This window comes from Modestobacter sp. SYSU DS0290 (genome assembly GCF_054050955.1).
This window is the reverse complement of record NZ_JBJHAI010000028.1, coordinates 26,150-42,989: the sequence shown is the minus strand read 5'-3', so window position 1 is coordinate 42,989 and position 16,840 is coordinate 26,150. Positions and strand designations below refer to the sequence as shown.

Genomic DNA, 16,840 nt, shown 5'->3' with positions numbered 1-16,840 from the left:
CCTGCCGAGGGGGGTCCGGGGGTTTGGTCCTGGACCCGCTAGTTTCGCGGCCACCCCCCCGGGGGGCGCGCCGCGGGGGGGGGCCCGGCGGAGCGGCCGGGGCGTCCTGACCAGGGGCCGGACGGTGCGCGCTGCCCGCCGCCGCGGCAGGCGGTAGCCTCGGAGGAGCACCGACCATGCGGCAGACGCCGTGTGTCCGACGGCGACGTCCGGCGCCCGGGTGTCGATCCGATCGTCGACGGCGGCTCCGGTTCCTCGTCGAGGGCGGGGCGTCAGGCGCCGAGGCGCCGGTCGCCCGCCGGACCCGTCGAGCCGCGTCCCGGCCCGGAGTGGCCACTGGAGGCGTCCGCCCGGGACGTCCGTCGCCCGACCGCGGGACGGTGCGCAGCACCCTGCCGCGGGCCACCTGGTCCGCGGCATCCAGAGGAGGAGTCTGTGGGCCGATCAGGCCAGCGCTCGACGGGTCCGCGACGTGCGGCCCCGCGGAACCAGCGACGCGTCCCCGGGGACGTGGTCACGCTGCTGTCCCGCACCGTCCGCGCGGTGGAGGCCGCCGTCCAGGGCGGTCGTGTCACCTCCGCGGTGCGCACCAAGTTCCAGGTGGTCGCCCTGCTGGTGCGCGAGGAGCACGCCCGGGTGCGGGCGGACGAGAGCCTCAGCTCCGCCGCCCGGTCCGAGCAGCTCAAGCGCCTGGACGGCATCGGCACGATCCTGGCCAAGACCGCCGTGCGCGACCCCGGGCTGCTCGCCCTGCTCGCCGACGACGCCGTCGTCACCGACGCCGCCCGGTCGCTGCAGCAGGAGATGCTGCGGTCGGTGGGCATCGAGCCCGAGCCGGAACCCGAGCCGGAGCCCGAGCCGGTGCCCACGCCCGCGGCTCCCGAGCACCGGGTGGTGCCCCAGTCGGTGATCTCCCGGCAGTTGGCGAACCCGTTCCTGGCCCCCGACTTCTCGGCAGCGCCCCCGCCCGTCGCCCGGCCGCGCCGGCTGGCCGGCTGGGAGCTGCTCGGCCCGCTGCTCAACTCCTTCGAGCGCGCCGGCGGCGGGGACGCCGCCTGCATGCCGCTGCCGGCGCCGTCCACCCGGCCGTTGCCGGGCGGTGCCGAGCTGATGCCGCACCAGGCGCAGCTGGTCGCCGCCGCGGCTGCCGGCCACCGCACCTTCCTGCTGGCCGACGAGCCCGGGCTGGGCAAGACCGCCCAGGCGCTGCTCGCCGCGGACGCGGCCGACGCCTACCCGCTGCTGGTGGTCGTGCCGAACGTGGTCAAGACCAACTGGGCCCGCGAGGCCGCCCGCTGGACGCCGCACCGCCGGGCCACGGTCATCCACGGCAACGGCGAGACCGTCGACGGCTTCGCCGACGTCGTCGTCGTCAACTACGAGGTGCTCGACCGGCACGTGGGCTGGCTGGGCGACTTCGGGTTCCGCGGCATGGTGGTCGACGAGGCGCACTTCATCAAGAACAAGACCTCCCAGCGCTCCCAGCACGTGCTGGAGCTCTCCGAGCGGCTGCGGACCCGCACCGTGCGCCCGCTGCTGATGGCGCTGACCGGCACCCCGCTGATCAACGACATCGAGGACTTCCGGGCGATCTGGCAGTTCCTCGGCTGGATCGACGAGTCGAAGCCGCTGGGGGAGCTGATGAACGCGCTGGAGGAGGTCGGCCTGACGCCGGCCGACCCGGGCTTCTACCCGGCCGCCCGCCGGTGCGTGATCGACATGGGCATCGTGCGCCGCCGCAAGGTGGAGGTGGCCGCCGACATCCCGGCCCGCCGGATCGCCGACCTCCCCGTGGAGCTGGACGGCGCGGCCGGCCGGTCGATCCGGGCGGCCGAACGCGACCTCGCCCGCCGGATGCTGTCCCGGTACGAGACGGCGCTGGCGAACCGGCGGTCCGGTGCGGCGGTCGAGGGCATCGACGCCGACCTGGTCCGCACCGTCGCCCGGTGGGAGCTCAAGGACGCGACGACCTCCAGCAGCGGCGACAACGTGTTCGGCATGCTGCGCCGCATCGGCCGGGCCAAGGCCGACCTCGCCGCCGACTACGCCGCGCAGCTCGCGCGCAGCGCCGGCAAGGTGGTCTTCTTCGCCAAGCACGTCGACGTGATGGACGCCGCCGAGCAGGTGTTCACCAAGCAGGGGGTCCGGTTCGCCAGCATCCGCGGGGACCAGACGCCCGGGGTGCGGCAGCGGAACGTCGACGCCTTCGTCAACGACCCGGGCGTCGCGGTCGCCGTCTGCTCGCTGACCGCGGCCGGGGTGGGGCTGAACCTCCAGGTCGCGTCCAACGTGGTGCTGGCGGAGCTGTCCTGGACCGACGCCGAGCAGACCCAGGCGATCGACCGCAGCCACCGCATCGGGCAGACCGAGCCGGTCACCGCCTGGCGCATCATCGCCGCGCAGACCATCGACGCGCGGATCGCGGAGCTGATCGACAGCAAGGCGGGGCTGGCCGCCCGCGCGCTCGACGGGTCGGACGAGGAGGTCTCGTCCTCGGCCGACGTGCAGCTGGAGGCGCTCGTCGCGCTGCTGACCGAGGAGCTGGCGGCGCAGCCGGTGCCCGTGCCGCCGCTGACGGTGCCCGCCGCGGAGCAGCCCGCCGGGGAGGAGCCCGCCGGGGACTGACCCGGCGGGCGCGGCTCACCAGCGGAGCGGCTCCACCGACCGGGAGTGCGCCGTGCGGCAGGCCCGGCAGTTGCCCCAGGTGACCAGCTGGAAGGGCGTCGTGGGGCGGTCGCACTCCGGGCAGGGAACGACGTCGCCGGCCTGGGCGCGCGCCTCGTCGCGCTCGCGGGTGCGCTGTGCGTGGACGGCTGCGTCGCCGCGGCAGGTGCACCCGAGGTGGGCGTCGGCGCAGCGTGACCGGGCAGTGGCGATGGGGTGCCTCCTGGGTGGACGGGACGGGCTCGGTCGATCCGTCCACGGGCGCCGGGCCCGGGAACGGACGAGGCCCCGGCGTGCAACGCCGGGGCCTCGTCTCGTCACTCAGATCGGGCGGACGTTCTCCGCCTGCGGGCCCTTCTGGCCCTGCGTGACGTCGAACTCGACGCGCTGCGCCTCGTCCAGCGACTTGTAGCCGCTACCGCTGATCGCCGAGTAGTGGCAGAACACGTCGGGGCCGCCACCGTCCTGCTCGATGAAGCCGAAGCCCTTCTCGCTGTTGAACCACTTCACGGTGCCCTGGGTCATGTCGTCCTCGTCCCGGGTGGGGTTGTCCGGTGCGACAGTCGTCGGACCGGGACCGCCGTACCGACCGGCAGGACCGAGAGGGAACGTCAGGCAGAGACGACTGCGGACGTCCGGGAACGAAGCAGAGGCACAACGGCGATCACCACGGACTGTACGGCCTTTCCCGCCATCCGTGCGGGGTGGTCCTCGAAGCGCGTCAGTTCGCGTGCAGCACCGGCACGCTGAGCCGGCACCAGCCGCCTCCGCCCGGGGCGGCGGACGGCGTCATCGACCGGCTCGTGCCGAGGCCGATGGTCGGCAGCCCGGCCAGCACCCACTCCGCCGGGCGGTGCCGGGGACCGGGGCTCCGGGGAGTGGCGAGTTCGCGGCGCCCGGGAGGACGGGCACACTGCGGGGGTGATGGACCCCGGCCAGACCACGACCGAGCCCGGCACCGATCCGGGGCAGCCCGCGGTGCGCGACGACGGCCCGGCGGAGCAGGGTGCGGCACTGCTGGTCCCCGGCGAGACCTGCTGGCGGATCGAGCGGGCCACCCGCTTCGCGGTGTTCGTCGACGCGGCCGGCTACTTCGCCACCCTCAAGCGCGCGGTGCTGCGCGCCGAGCGGCGGGTGCTGTTCATCGGCTGGGACTTCGACCCGCGGATCCGGCTGGACCCGCTCGCCGGCGGCCGGCCCGAGGACGACCGGCTCGGCGCCGTCCTGGAACGGGCGGTGAAGGCCAACTCGCAGCTGGAGATCAAGGTCCTGCAGTGGGATCTCGGCATGCTGCGCGCGCTCGGCCGGGGCCTCCAGCCGCTCGTGCTGCTCGACCGGCGGGCGCCCGACCGGCTCACCCTCGCCGTCGACACCCACCACCCGGTCGGCGGGGCGCACCACCAGAAGATCGTGGTCGTCGACGACTGCCTCGCCTTCGCCGGCGGCATCGACGTCACCGCCGACCGCTGGGACACCTCCGACCACGCCGACGTCAACCCGCACCGCCGTCGTCCGGCGCCCGGCCGGGCCGGGGGCCGGCCGACCGGGCCGTGGCACGACGCGACCAGCATGATGACCGGGCCCGCCGCACGGGCGGTCGCCGAGCTCGCCCGCGAGCGGTGGGAGAGCGGGACCGGGGAGCGGCTGGAACCGCTCACCGAGGAGCGGGACCACTGGCCCGCGGACGTCGAGCCGTTGCTCACCGACGTCGACGTCGCCATCGCCCGCACCCGGCCCGAGCACGACGGCGCCGAGCTGGTCCACGAGATCGAGCTGCTGTGGCTGGCCACGATCGCGGGGGCGCGCCGGTCGGTCTACGTGGAGAGCCAGTACTTCGCCAACCCCCGGATCGCCGGTGCCATCGCCGAACGGCTGCGCGAGCCGGACGGCCCGGAGGTGGTGGTGGTCAACCCCGAGGTCGCCGACGGCTGGCTCTCGGAGAAGGCCATGGGCACCGCCCGCGCCCGGGCCCTGGAGATGCTGCGCGAGGCCGACGTGCACGACCGGTTCCGGCTCTACACGCCGGTGACCGAGCAGCGCGAGGACATCTACGTGCACGCCAAGGTGACCGTCGTCGACGACCGGCTGCTGCGGCTGGGCTCCAGCAACCTCAACAACCGGTCGATGGGCCTGGACACCGAGTGCGACCTGGCGGTCGAGGCGGTCGAGGGGCAGCCGGGGGCCGAGCGGATCGCCGCCACCATCACCGCCTTCCGGGACCGGCTGCTCGCCGAGCACCTGGGGTGCACGCCCGAGGAGGTCGCGGACGCGATCGCCGGCACCGGCTCGCTCGTGCAGGGCATCGAGCGGCTGCGCCGGCCGGTCGGCCGCTCGCTGGTGGTCTTCGAGCCGCCCGAGCTCGGTCCGGTCGACCGGTCGCTCGCCGAGTCCGAGGTCCTGGACCAGGAGAAGACACCGGACCGGTGGCGCCGGGTCGAGCGGTTCTTCGCCCGCCGCCGGAGCCCGCGCGTGCGCGCCTGACCCGGCGGCCCCTCAGACCACGCGCTCCGCGGCGGGCTCCGTCGGGAAGGACAGCAGCAGGGCGTCGAGCGGCAGCCGCTGCCGCGGTGCCTGCTCGCGCGCGGCGAGCGCCTCGGGCAGCTCGGCGGCGTGGTCGCGGCGGCCGACGGTCAGCACGACCAGCGGCGTCACGGTCTCCGGCAACTGCAGCAGCGCGGCGACCCGGTCGCGGTCGAAGCCGCCGAGCTGGTGGAGCGCGAGGCCCTCGTGCTGGGCCTGGACCGACAGGTGGGCGACGGCCTGGCCGGTGTCGTAGGCGGCCCAGGGGCGCGGGGCGCCGTCCGGCCCGGCGGTCTCGGCCGCGACGACGACGAACGCGGACGCCGTGTGCGCCCAGAGCTGGTTGCCCCGCGCCAGCGCGTCCCGCACGGCGGTGAAGCCGGCCGTGCCGCGGCGGGCGACGGCGAAGCGCCACGGCTGGCTGTTGTTCGCGCTCGGCGCCCACCGGGCGGCCTCGAGCAGCGCGGTCAGCTGGTCGTCGGTGAGCTCGTGTGCCGCGTCCAGCCCACGGGGGCTCCAGCGCTCCGCGAGCAGCGGGTGCAGGGGAACGGTGGTCACGGCGGTCTTGCTGACGGTCATGACAGCGTCAGCGCCGGGTGCGCGACCGGTCATTTCGTGCGACCGGTCACGCCCGCCGGGCCGCGGAGCGGGGCACCGGTGCGACGTAGCATCGCAACGCTCGCTCATCGGGACGTCGTCGGTCACGTGCCCCTGCCCCTCGGAGGACGTGTGACTGACCCGCTGCCGCCCGGGACACCGCTGCCGGCGGACTCCGACCCGGCGTTCGAGCGGTTCGCCCGCCTCGTCCGCTGGCAGCTGGACGTGCCCGTGGCGCTGGTGACGTTCGTGTCGGTGGAGGAGCAGGTCTTCCCCGGCGCCCTCGGGTTGCCCGAGCCGTGGCAGTCCGCCCGCCGCACGCCGCTGAGCCACTCGTTCTGCCAGCACGTGGTCCGGTCCGGCGAGCCGCTGGTAATCACCGATGCCCGCACGCACCCCCTGGTCGCCGACAACCTGGCGATCCCGGACCTGTCGGTGGTCGCCTACGCCGGCGTGCCGCTCACCGAGGCCGACGGCACCGTGGTCGGGTCGCTGTGCGCCATCGACAGCGAGCCGCGCACCTGGTCGGAGCGGGACCTCGCCGTGCTGACCGACCTCGCCGGAGCGTGCAGCTCGGAGCTGCAGCTGCGTGGCGCGCGGCAGCGCTCGTCGGAGGCGGCCGCGTTGGCCCGGAGCGCCTCCGGTCAGGCCCGGCAGCTGCTCGCCCAGCAGGAGATCGACCGTTCCCGGTGGACGCTGGCGCTCGAGGCCGGGCAGGTCGGCACGTTCGACCTGGACCTGGCCACCGGCGAGCTCGCCGTCGACGACCGGCTGCTGGAGCTGTCGGGCATGACGCGGGCCGGCTTCAGCGGCCGCCCCGACGAGGTCTACGCCCATGTCCACCCCGACGACGTCGACCACGTCGTCGCCCGGGTGCAGCGCGCAATCGAGATCAGGGGCACCTACGAGGCCGAGTACCGGATCGCCGTCCCCGGCGGCGCGCACCGGTGGGTCGCGGCGCGCGGGCAGGTGGTCGTCGGCGGCGACGACGGCGGCGCACGCCTGATCGGGGTCGTGCACGACACCACCGCGCAGCGCGGCACCCTGGAGCTGGCGGTGCAGACGCTGGAGTCGATGGCCGTGGGGTACCTGGCGATGGACGCCGACTGGCGGATCACCTACCTGAACGCCGAGGCCGAGCGGATCGCCGGCCGACGGCGCGCGGACCTGGTCGGGCGGGACTTCTGGGCGGCCTTCCCGGCCACCGTCGGGAGCGAGTTCGAGGACAGCTACCGGCGGGCTGCGGCCACCGGTCAGGCGACCGCCTTCGACGCGTACTACCCGGCGCCGCTCGACATCTGGGTCGAGGTGCGCGCCAACCCCGAGCACGGTGGGCTGGCGCTGTACTTCACCGACATCAGCGAGCGGGTGCGGGAGAAGCAGCGGAGCGAGCTGCTGGCCGAGGTCTCCCGGGAGCTGAACGGCGTGCTGGAGCCGGAGCAGGCCGTCGCCCGCCTGGCCCAGCTGGTCGTGCCGGCGCTCGCCGACTGGTGCCTGGTCACCCTCGTCGACGACGACCAGCAGACCGGCAGCCGTCGTGGCATGCGCGACGTCGCCTGGTGGCACGCCGACCCCGCGCTCCGCCCGCTCGTCGAGGGCTATGCGCGTGAGCGGATCCCCGCGCTGCGGGACACCTCGTTCCTGAGCCGGGCGCTGACCACCGGCCGGTCCGTCTCCGCCGCCAGCGGGGCGGTGGGCCGCATCGGCTCGGTGCTGGTCCCGGGACCGGCGCGCGAGTACCTGCGTGAGCTGGCCCCGGAGTCCTTCCTGATCCTGCCGCTGCGCGGGCGCGACCGGACCGTGGGGCTGCTGAGCCTGTTCAACGGCGGCGCGCGGGGGGCGCTCACCGCCGAGGACCTCCAGGCCGCGTCGGACGTCGCCGGCCGAGCCGGTCTCGCGCTGGACAACGCCCGGCTGTACCGGCAGCAGCGGCAGCTGTCCGAGGGGCTGCAGCGGTCGCTGCTGACCGCACCCGCCCAGCCGGACAACGCGCAGATCGTGGTGCGGTACACCCCCGCGGCCGAGGCCGCGCAGGTGGGCGGGGACTGGTACGACGCGTTCGGCCAGCCCGGTGGATCGACCATCGTGACCATCGGCGACGTGCTCGGGCACAACACCGAGGCCGCCGCCGCGATGGGCCAGCTCCGCTCGATGCTGCGGGCGATCGCCGTGACCACCGACGCCGGGCCGGCGGAGGTCCTCACCCGCGTCGACGCGGCGATGACGCTCCTGCGGACCCGCACCAACGCGACCGCCGTGGTCCTCCGCCTGGAGCAGACCGACGAGCAGGCCCGCCGCGGGGTCACCACCGTCCGCTGGTCGAACGCCGGCCACCCGCCGCCGGCCGTGATCGCGCCCGACGGCGGCGTGCGGTTTCTCACCGCGGACCGCGCCGACCTGCTGCTCGGGGTGGACGACGCCACCCGCCGGCGGGAGCACGAGCTGGAGCTCGACGCCGGCGCGGTCCTGGTGCTGTACACGGACGGGCTGATCGAACGGCGCGACGCCGACCTGGACACCGGCCTGGCGCGGCTGGAGAGCGCTCTGGCCGCCCTCGCCGGCGAGGACCTGGAGCTGCTCTGCGACCAGCTGCTGGACCGCATGCTGCCCGCGTCCGTCGACGACGACGTCGCGCTGATCGCCCTCCGGCTGGACCCGCAGGACCGTCCCCGCTGACACGGCGCCCGACGGGGCGTACTCGCTGGGGACGTGGTGCAGCAGTCCCGCGGCGGAGGGACCGACGGCGTCGGTGGTCGTCTGCCGCGAGCCCACCGTGACCCGGCTGCTGGCCGGGAACCACGCGGGCCTGCCGCTGGAACCGGCGGCGTGACCCGCACCGGGTGCGCGTGGGGCTGGTCAACGGCCCGCTCGCCGGGGTGTACTCCCCGGGCGGGCTCGGGCCCGCGTGCGTCGGGCGCCGGCGCACCCGGGCTACGGGCACGACAGAGGAGTCCAGCGCATGCAGCCACCCGTGCAGGTGACCGCGATCGACGCGGCCGAGCAGCACCGGTACGAGGGACGTGTCGACGGACAGCTCGCGGCGATCGCGGAGTACATCCGGACCCCGGAGCTGGTCGTCTTCACGCACACGGAGGTCCTTCCCGGGCACGAGGGCCGCGGCGTCGCGTCCGCGCTCGTGCGCCACGCGCTGGACGACGTCCGGCGGCAGGAGCTGAAGGTGCTGCCGCTGTGCCCGTTCGTCGCCGGCTGGATGCAGCGGCACAGCGACTACGCCGACCTGGAGTACCGGTCCCGCACGACCATCACCGCCGCGACCGCCTGAGCCCACCCGGTCGGCCGCCGGGGCCCCCTGCAGCCGGCTCCGGAGCGGGCCCCCGCCGGGTGACGCCGGGCCGGCGGGCGGGTCAGCGGGAGTAGGCGAAGGTGCGGAACCCGATGCTGTGCCGGGGGGGGCCGCCCCGGGTGGTCACCGGGTGCTCCTCGAGGCGCTCGGTGGCGACGCGCGCCCCGCGGGCGATGAACTGCCGCAGCAGCGTGGGCCCCGGGTCGCGGAAGGCCGGCTCCGCCCGGACGGCAGGTGACTCGCTCCAGGCCACGGCACACACCGGACGGTCGTCCCCTCGGTCACCGTTCGGCAGACGGTGACCGGGGGGAGGCGCCGGGTCTGCCGGGCGCGGGCCGGCAGTGCACCGTCCTCGGCCCGGAGCTCCACGTCGTCGAAACCCCCGCCGGGCGGGCACATCGGTGTTCCGTTCCGCACCGGTCACCCTGGAGCGGGGCGTCTGGTGTGGCAGGGTCGAGCGTGCCCGGCCCGTCCGAGAGGTGGCGCCGGACGGTCGGGTGCCCCGGGCCGGCACCGGGCGAGGGGAGCCATGAACGGGGGAGCCATGCGGGACGTCGACGCAGGACGGGCTGCGCCGGCGCCGTCACCAGCCGCACCCGAACCGGTGGCCGGCGTGCCGGTGCCCGCCGTCCCCGTCCCCGTCCCCGGTGGGACGGTCCCCCCGGAGTCGCCGCAGGCCCCGTCCGCGCTCGGCGCGATGGCGATCCTGCGGATCGGCGGCTTCCTCGTCCTCTACCTCAACGCGGCCGCGGTCTTCCTGGGCGTGATGGCGCAGGCGATCGCCCGCAGCTGGCTGGCGTTCGAGCTGACCGGCTCGAACGCCGCGCTCGGCGGGGTCCTGCTGGCCTTCGGGGTGGCGCTGCTGGTGGCCACCCCGTGGGGCGGCGTGGCCGCCGACCGGCTGCCCAAACGGCTGGTGCTGCAGGCCTCGGTGCTGCTGCTGGCGGTGTCGAGCGCCTGGATCGGGGTGGCCGTCGTCCTCGACGTCATCGCCTACTGGATGCTGCTCGGCGCCGGGGTGCTCCAGGCCGTGGGCTTCGCGCTGTTCAACCCGGCCCGGATGGCCTTCCTGAGCGAGCTGGTGCCCCGCGGGTCGGTGCCGCAGGCGGTCTCGCTGCTCCTGGTGAACGCCGAGGTGAACCGGGTGGTCGGGCCGGCGCTGGCCGGGGTGGTCATCGGCGCGGTCACCTGGGGCGTCGAGGCGGTCTTCCTGTTCAGCGCGGCCCTGGCGGCCGTCGGGGTGCTCCTGACCGCCGCCCTGCCCGCCGGGCGGCGGCAGGGCGAGGCCTCCGGCCGCTCGCCGCTCGGTGAGCTGGCCGACGGGGTGCGCTACGTCCGGCGGCACCCCGAGCTGAGCGCCCTGGTGTGGTGCGGCATCGGCGTCGCGATGATGGGGCTGCCCTACCTGGCCTTCATGCCGACCATCTCCAGTGACCTGTTCGGCCTCGGCTCGGTCGGGTACGGGGTCCTGGCGGCGACGTCTGCGGTCGGCGGGGTCGCGGCGGGACTCCTGCTGGGGCGGCGCACCTCGTGGGTCCGGGAGACCCGGGTCCTGGTGGGCTCCGGCGCGGTCTTCGGCATCGCCCTCTGCGCGCTCGCGATCGCGCCCAACGCCTACGCCGCGGTGGTCGTGCTCCTCGCCGTCGGCGCGTCGATGCTCGCCTTCCAGACCACCAACCAGTCGCAGCTCATCGCCCTCTCCGACATGGAGTACCACGGGCGGGTGCAGGGGCTGATCATGCTCAGCTTCAGCGCCTTCGGCATCGCCGCCCTCCCGCTGGGCCTGCTCGCCGATGTGATCGGGCTGCGGTGGACGCTCACCGGGATGGGCGCCGGTGTGCTCGCCTTCGTGGCCCTGTACGCCGTCGTCAGCCGGCGCCGGATGGCCGGCGCGCAGCGGCTGCGCGACCTGGGCTGAGCTCCCGGCCGCGGCGCACGGCGGTCCGGCCGGGCGACTGGGTCAGCGCCAGTCGACGCCGGGCAGGGTGGCGCTCCAGGACTCGGCGATCCGGCCGTCGGCGACGCGGTGCACCACCAGCCAGGTGACCACCGAGGTCTGCCCGGTCTCCAGGTTGAGGCCGGTGGTGGTGGCCCGGGTCCAGATCCTGTCCTCGGCCGTCACCTGGTCGTCGACGGTGGTCGCCGGGTCGTGCAGCAGCTGCCAGGAGTCGCGGACCTCCCGCTTGAACTGGGCGCGGGTCAGCGACCGGGTGCCGGCGGAGGAGTGCCGGACGTAGGGCTCGGCGATGAGCTCGTCGATCACCGTCAGGTCGCGCCGGTTCCACAGGCCGTCCCAGTAGCGCTGGACGATCGAGGTCGGTGCCTGCTGCTCCACGAGGCGGGATCCTAGGGCCGCACCGCGGTGGGAGGCGCAGTCGCGCACGAGGAGGGTCCCCGCCCGGGGGCAGCCGGCGGCCGGTCCGTGCTCGAGTGGCTCCCCGCACGGTCCGCTCACGGTGGCGTGTGGGCGGTGCGCCGGCGGGGGCCCTGCTGCAGCTGCACGTGATCCCCGCGGCGTCGGGGGGTAGGCCCCTGGGAACGTCACCAACTGGAGGGAACGACATGGGCCTCATCTCCGGACTCATCAAGGCCAACCTGCTCAAGCGACTGCTGAGCCGCTTCACCGGCGGTCGGCGCACCTGATCGCCGACCGGCGACAGCGCTCCGGGGCCACCACACCGTGTTCGAGGGGGACCTCGTGGTCCCGGTCGAGCCCGGCACGTCACCGACGGGATGACGCACCTGCTGGGGGCGTACGGGGAGAGCCAGACACGGACGTCGGCGGCGAGTGACGTACCGGGCCCGACCGGACTGATGCAGGGCGATGGCTCGCTACGGCATCGACTTCCGGAGGAACGCCGCGCCAGCAGGATGACAGCGCGTACTGAGAAGCTCCCGCCGTGCAGCTGACCTCTTCCGACGGCGCCAGCGTCGAGCTGCGCCCGACCCGGTACCAGTTCTCCGCTCCGCCCAGCGAGCCGGGCGACTGGGACGCGAACTGGCTGGAGGTCCACGGGCGGGTCCGAACGGCGACAGGGGAGTCCTGGAGGTTCGACGACCCCTGCCTCACCACGTGGGAGGCGCGGCAGCTGGGGGACTGGCTCCGGGCGGCCGCAGACGGGCGCGTTCCGGAGCTCGATGCTCCCACCGAGGACTCGGAGGAGCTGCTCACCTTCACGGAGCCCAACCTCGGGTTCAGCGTCGGCGCCCGACAGGGTGATTTCCTCGTCGTGCGTGTCCACCTGTCCCTCGAATCGGTGGCGGATCGCCCCGGGGCGGGGGAGGAGGCGCCCTACGACTTCTACGCCTCCGGCGTGCCGCTCCGGGTCGGGCGCGAGCAGTTGCTCGCCGCCGCACTGGCCTGGGACGAGGACAACGGGCCGTTCCCCGAGCGGTAGACGCTCGGCACCAGCCAGCGTCGGCCGGACCACCCATGAACGACGACAGGGCGCCCACGAGGTGGACGCCCTGTACGTTCGGCACTGGCGTGAGCCAGTGATCTTGTGTCCGAGGGGGCGTTTTGACCCCATTAGGACGGTTCTAAGTGTCCAAGCGGTGCCCGAGCACCATACGTGAGCGAGGTTGGTCAGCGGACCGGGGCCACCCGGTCTGGTGGGCGCCGAAGAAGGCGGCGCGAGCTGGTGCCCTCGCGTGCCAGCACGGTCCCCGTGTCGGACAGCCGCCAGGTCGATGCCACGACCTGGCCGTCGCGTAGCCACTCGTCACGGACGATGGGCCGGCGGAGCTGGCGGAGGAGCCACTCCGCCGCCCAGGTGGCGTGCTGCTCCGGGGTGGCGTCCACCCCGATGACGGTGAGGCACTCGGGGTCGTTGCCGTCGTGGTCGTCCAGGGGGTGCTCGTCTCCCCAGACGCCCTGCAGGACATACCCGCCGGACCGTCCCGCCCAGGGCCCACCGGTCCAGAAGCCCACCTGCAGTGGGCGAGCCGGCTTGGTCAAGCCGGGTACGTCGATGTCCGCATAGAGCGGCAGGCCGATGTAGAGGCTCGACGTGAGACGCGGGGTCACGTCCTCCTGATCCCAGCCGCTGGCCTCCCGCCGCAGGTGTGCGAGGAACGCCGCCTCGGCGTCGTCACGACCCGGCACGCCGCCGAACCACTCCGTCGTCGCATCGTCAGCAGCCACGGCGGAAGGCTAACGGCGGTCACGGCGCGAGCTGTTGCAGGACGCGAACGACGAGGACGGTCGCCTGGGCGGCTGCGTAGGCGTCCACCCGCTCGATGTCTCCGTGCGTCACCTTCTGCGCCAGGTCCCATGCCACGGGGACGAACGCCCGAAGCTCCCGGTGCGTCCGTCCGGCCGCATGGGCGGCCAGGAACAGGTCCAGCCACGCCTTCGCGTCGGCGGCCTTGGGTGCCTCCGCGCCAGTAGGCAGCAGGGCCGGGTCAGCGAGCAACTTCGCGGCGGCTATGAGGACCTCACGGCATCGGCGCCCGACGTCCTGTAGGTCGTCTCGGCTCTGCGCCCGCGCCAGCTCGGCCACGATGCCTGCGACGCGCTGGTCGAGCTCCGCCCAGGTGGGCGACCCCCCGGCACCCGGGTCCGACACCTGTGCACCGGCTTCTAGTGCCTCCAGAGCCTCACGAGCCGGGCGGGACAGCTCGGCCACCCGCTGACGTCGGCTCTGGTACGTCGACAGTTCCTGTGCCTGCCAGTAGCCCCGCCAGGCCCACAGGTCCTCGAACGGGAACGGAGTGGGCACAGCCCGGGTGCGCAGAGCCCCGTCCAGCAGGCGACGGCGGCGCTTGTACCGGGCGTTAACGTCGTCGATCCGCGACCCGCCCGTTGCGATGTCGACCAGCAGAGCGGCCTGAGCGTCCAGCAGTTCCAGCAGGCCAGCAGCTGTCGATGTGTCGGCATCCGCCTCAGGTTCGTGTCCTGGCGGGAGGAAGTCCCAGCTGCTCACCCCGGCATGGTGCCCCACCGATGGATGCAGCCCCCTGCCAGTCATGCGGTAGGCCGGACGGTCGAGGTACATGACCACACCGACCTTCAGCCCCTTCAGCTACGCCCGTGCAGTCCGGGACTCCGACCTGCCGCCGATCGCCCGCCATGTGGCGCTGACGCTGAACTCCTATGCCAACCGCAGCGGCGAGGCATGGCCCTCCCAGGAGACGCTCCAGCGAGGTACAGGGTGGTCCCGGCGGACGATCAACAACGCTCTGAACGACCTGGAGCTCGCCGGCTGGCTGACCCGACTGGTCAAGGGTCATCGGGGACGAGCCACGCTCTACCGACTGCACGTTCCCGGGGACTTCGGCGGGTCGCCCCACCCAGCACCGCCGTCCTTGACTGCTCTCCCGGCGGGGTGGCCGACGCCCTCGGAGGACCAGGACACCGACGCCACGGACCGAGAGCACGACCACCCGCTTGGCGAGACGGATCAGTGCATCTCAGGACCAAGGGACGTGCACATGGCGACAGGCACATCCGCCTCGACGTGCACGCCAACACCCCAAGGTGAACAACATCAAGAGACACCCTCAGGGAGCGTCCTGGCGCCTCCGGCGGGCATCCCCGAGGACGTCTGGTCAGCGGCCACGCCGCTCCTGACCATGATGCTCGACCAGCTGCCACCGCATCACGCCGACAGGTTGGTCGAGGGATGGCCGTTGCTGACCAAGGCACGGGACTTCTGCTGGCAGCTGACGGCACTGACAGGAACGAACCCACGAGCCCGCAGACCGGTGCATCTGTGGAGCCCTGACACGCTCGTCGAGGCGCTCACATTCGTGCCGCTCGAAGGCGTAGAGCATCCTGAGCGAGCGCTCTACCGGCGGATCGTGAACCTGGCGGAGGGGCGCGATGCCGTGCCCCCGCTCGAGGATCCCCGCCGCAGGGCCGCCGAGGTATGGGCGCCACCTCCGGGGCCCGTCGGCGACGCCATCGCTGCGCTGGCCGAGCGGCTCGCGATGCCGACGCTCGGCCACATCGCGTGAGTGGATCCGTGCGCACAGGTCCGATCCCCGGACGGTCGCAGGACATGACACCGACCCACGAACCAGACGCCGCTGCCGTGCCCGCCGATCACCAGCGCTGGACGGACCCCACGGCGCTCGCATTCCTGCGAGGCGCGTCGCAGCCCGACGACGTGGACGCAGAACTCCTCAGGCTCGCCCAGGCCGTCCGAGCGCTTCGCGAAGTCATGGGCCCGACCTTCAGCATCCAGGAGGTCAGCCACTTCGTCCGCTGGCTCGTCCGTGAGACCACGGCCTTGACGCTGGCACAACGGCACAGGGCCGCTGACCACGTCCGGCAGGGCATGGGCTTGGCCGACGCCCTCACGGTCGCCGTCCTGGTGTGCCCGGAGTCCGACCAGTGAGCCGGACCGAGTCGAGCACCGCCGCTTCGCGACGCCAGGGCCGGCTGCCCTGGACCCGACCCTTGTCCGCTGACGCGGACGCATCGGGGGCGAGCCCCCGACACCCCCGGCGGCTCCCCGCTGCGCGTGGAGGTAGTCGGCCCCTCCTCGAACTACACGAGACGGAGGGGCCGACTACCTCCACGCGGGTTGTTCTTCGGCCCTCACTGGCGCTCGGGACGGCACTGTCCGCAGTGGAGCCGCCTCGCCCACCGGCGACGGCCCACCCCCACGGCTGCCCTCCTGCTTCGCAACGGAGCCCAGCCGCCGGGGACCCCTGGCCGACCCCGGCGACCGACCAGGGGCACGCCCCTGGACCCCGGCGCCTCGCTTCCCGACCGGTCCCCCCAACCGCCAGGAGCGGGCGGCTGGGCACCCCTACCGGTCGGCTCCCGCGACGCCAGAGGAACGCCTGCGGCGTCCGGGAGGTGGCCCCGTGACCGACGTCGCCCCCGACCTGGACGCCTTGGTCGAGACGGCCCGCATCGCCCATGCTCAGCGGCGCAGCATGGACGCGGCAGCTGCTGAGGTCATCCGCCTCCTCGCCGAAGCGGACGGCGCCCTGCCGCTCGACGGGCTCCTGGCCGCAGGTGCTCCCCGGGACGTCGTCGCCCACCTCGTAGCCGAAGACCTGTCGGACAAGCGGCGGAAGCAGCGGGCACGACTCGGCTTCGTCGGGGGAGCACCCGTCGTGTGGCTCACGTCGACCGGCTGGCAGGCGACCGGCAGGGCGAGCGGCAGAGAGGTCGTCCCTTCCGCTGACAGCGTCGCGCACGCCACGGCGCCGGCTGCCATCGGACGCTGGATCCAGCAACGGACAGCGACGCTGGCGGCCCACGGCATCTCGGTGCGTGCCACCCAGGGCGCTGCCTGCAGGCGGTGGTCGACGGAGGTGACTGCTCGGGCATGGGCAGCCTTGCGGACGACCGCCGACGGAGACGGCGCCATCGGGAGCCTGACCGGGGGGCTCATCCCGGACGGCTTGGTCATGCAGTCTTTCCCGCTGGGCCAGGCCGGTGCTGCGCTCCACGCTCGCCTGTGCGGCAGTGCCCCCGTCGACGATGACGATCTCGCTGAGACGACGTACACGCTGGAGGTGGAGTCGTCCTCGAAGGGCAGCCACCCCCTTCGTTCCAAGGTGGACCGCAACCAGGCCGCCTGTGAGAGCCTTCATGCCGCTCGGGCCGTCCTGTGGGTCGTCCGCAGCCGGGCAGTCGCTGACCGGCTGCGCGACCTGGGTGTCGACGACCCGCGACGCCCTTCCCAGCTCCTCGTGCCTGCGCGGGACGTCGGACTGGAAGGAGAGGACCTCGGCCCGGTCCGCAGACCGTGGTGGCTGACCCAGGTGCCCCCGGACGAAAGCAGGCCGTGAGAC

At 74.0% G+C, this 16,840-nt stretch carries 15 protein-coding genes; 9 read left to right on the top strand and 6 right to left on the bottom strand.

What is annotated here, in order from left to right; all coding sequences use genetic code 11:
- The first annotated feature begins 510 nt into the window (after positions 1-510).
- Entirely contained in the window at positions 511-2,625 is a 2,115-nt protein-coding gene (locus ACI795_RS18045; protein WP_457076957.1) for a DEAD/DEAH box helicase, read from the top strand.
- A 360-nt stretch (positions 2,626-2,985) separates the two neighbouring features.
- Here ACI795_RS18045 and ACI795_RS18040 read toward each other — a convergent pair whose 3' ends face one another.
- The gene (locus ACI795_RS18040) at positions 2,986-3,189 is read right to left on the bottom strand and encodes a cold-shock protein (protein WP_457076956.1); all 204 of its coding nucleotides are present in this window, start codon (positions 3,187-3,189) and stop codon (positions 2,986-2,988) included.
- Positions 3,190-3,588: 399 nt separating this feature from the next.
- Here ACI795_RS18040 and ACI795_RS18035 point away from each other — a divergent pair, with 399 nt between their 5' ends.
- Complete coding sequence (locus ACI795_RS18035) at positions 3,589-5,145, top strand: phospholipase D-like domain-containing protein (RefSeq protein ID WP_457076958.1); 1,557 nt, start codon at positions 3,589-3,591, stop codon at positions 5,143-5,145.
- 12 nt (positions 5,146-5,157) lie between these two features.
- Here the strand turns inward: ACI795_RS18035 and ACI795_RS18030 are convergent, their stop codons facing one another.
- The gene (locus ACI795_RS18030) at positions 5,158-5,763 is read right to left on the bottom strand and encodes a nitroreductase family protein (protein ID WP_457076955.1); all 606 of its coding nucleotides are present in this window, start codon (positions 5,761-5,763) and stop codon (positions 5,158-5,160) included.
- 150 nt (positions 5,764-5,913) lie between these two features.
- Between ACI795_RS18030 and ACI795_RS18025 the strand changes: the two genes are divergently transcribed.
- Both ACI795_RS18025 and ACI795_RS18020 read left to right on the top strand, forming a co-directional pair.
- Positions 5,914-8,457 (top strand): SpoIIE family protein phosphatase, encoded by a 2,544-nt coding sequence (locus ACI795_RS18025; RefSeq protein WP_457076954.1) that lies wholly within the window; start codon positions 5,914-5,916, stop codon positions 8,455-8,457.
- A gap of 283 nt (positions 8,458-8,740) precedes the next feature.
- Complete coding sequence (locus tag ACI795_RS18020) at positions 8,741-9,064, top strand: GNAT family N-acetyltransferase (RefSeq protein WP_457076953.1); 324 nt, start codon at positions 8,741-8,743, stop codon at positions 9,062-9,064.
- An 82-nt stretch (positions 9,065-9,146) separates the two neighbouring features.
- Here the strand turns inward: ACI795_RS18020 and ACI795_RS18015 are convergent, their stop codons facing one another.
- Positions 9,147-9,338, bottom strand: coding sequence for a hypothetical protein (locus ACI795_RS18015; protein WP_457076952.1), 192 nt, complete (start codon positions 9,336-9,338; stop codon positions 9,147-9,149).
- Positions 9,339-9,698: 360 nt separating this feature from the next.
- Between ACI795_RS18015 and ACI795_RS18010 the strand changes: the two genes are divergently transcribed.
- Complete coding sequence (locus ACI795_RS18010; RefSeq protein WP_457076951.1) at positions 9,699-11,003, top strand: MFS transporter; 1,305 nt, start codon at positions 9,699-9,701, stop codon at positions 11,001-11,003.
- 42 nt (positions 11,004-11,045) lie between these two features.
- Here the strand turns inward: ACI795_RS18010 and ACI795_RS18005 are convergent, their stop codons facing one another.
- On the bottom strand, positions 11,046-11,420 hold the full coding sequence (locus ACI795_RS18005) for an ester cyclase (RefSeq protein WP_457076950.1): 375 nt from the start codon (positions 11,418-11,420) through the stop codon (positions 11,046-11,048).
- 565 nt (positions 11,421-11,985) lie between these two features.
- Between ACI795_RS18005 and ACI795_RS18000 the strand changes: the two genes are divergently transcribed.
- Positions 11,986-12,483 carry a WapI family immunity protein gene (locus ACI795_RS18000; protein WP_457076949.1) on the top strand — a complete coding sequence of 166 codons (498 nt, stop codon included), beginning with the start codon at positions 11,986-11,988 and terminating at the stop codon, positions 12,481-12,483.
- Between the two features lie 188 nt (positions 12,484-12,671).
- Here ACI795_RS18000 and ACI795_RS17995 read toward each other — a convergent pair whose 3' ends face one another.
- Both ACI795_RS17995 and ACI795_RS17990 read right to left on the bottom strand, forming a co-directional pair.
- Positions 12,672-13,229 (bottom strand): hypothetical protein, encoded by a 558-nt coding sequence (locus ACI795_RS17995; RefSeq protein WP_457076948.1) that lies wholly within the window; start codon positions 13,227-13,229, stop codon positions 12,672-12,674.
- Positions 13,230-13,248: 19 nt separating this feature from the next.
- Positions 13,249-14,010: a hypothetical protein gene (locus ACI795_RS17990; protein WP_457076947.1), complete on the bottom strand. Its 762-nt coding sequence runs from the start codon at positions 14,008-14,010 to the stop codon at positions 13,249-13,251.
- 70 nt (positions 14,011-14,080) lie between these two features.
- On the opposite strand from ACI795_RS17990, the gene ACI795_RS17985 reads away from it, so the two are divergent.
- The 3 genes from ACI795_RS17985 to ACI795_RS17975 all read left to right on the top strand — a co-directional run bounded on the left by ACI795_RS17985 (position 14,081) and on the right by ACI795_RS17975 (position 16,837).
- A complete protein-coding gene (locus ACI795_RS17985) occupies positions 14,081-15,043 on the top strand; it encodes a helix-turn-helix domain-containing protein (protein WP_457076946.1) in 963 nt (320 codons plus the stop codon).
- 44 nt (positions 15,044-15,087) lie between these two features.
- Complete coding sequence (locus ACI795_RS17980) at positions 15,088-15,426, top strand: hypothetical protein (protein ID WP_457076945.1); 339 nt, start codon at positions 15,088-15,090, stop codon at positions 15,424-15,426.
- Positions 15,427-15,901: 475 nt separating this feature from the next.
- Entirely contained in the window at positions 15,902-16,837 is a 936-nt protein-coding gene (locus tag ACI795_RS17975) for a hypothetical protein (RefSeq protein WP_457076944.1), read from the top strand.
- Positions 16,838-16,840 lie beyond the last annotated feature (3 nt).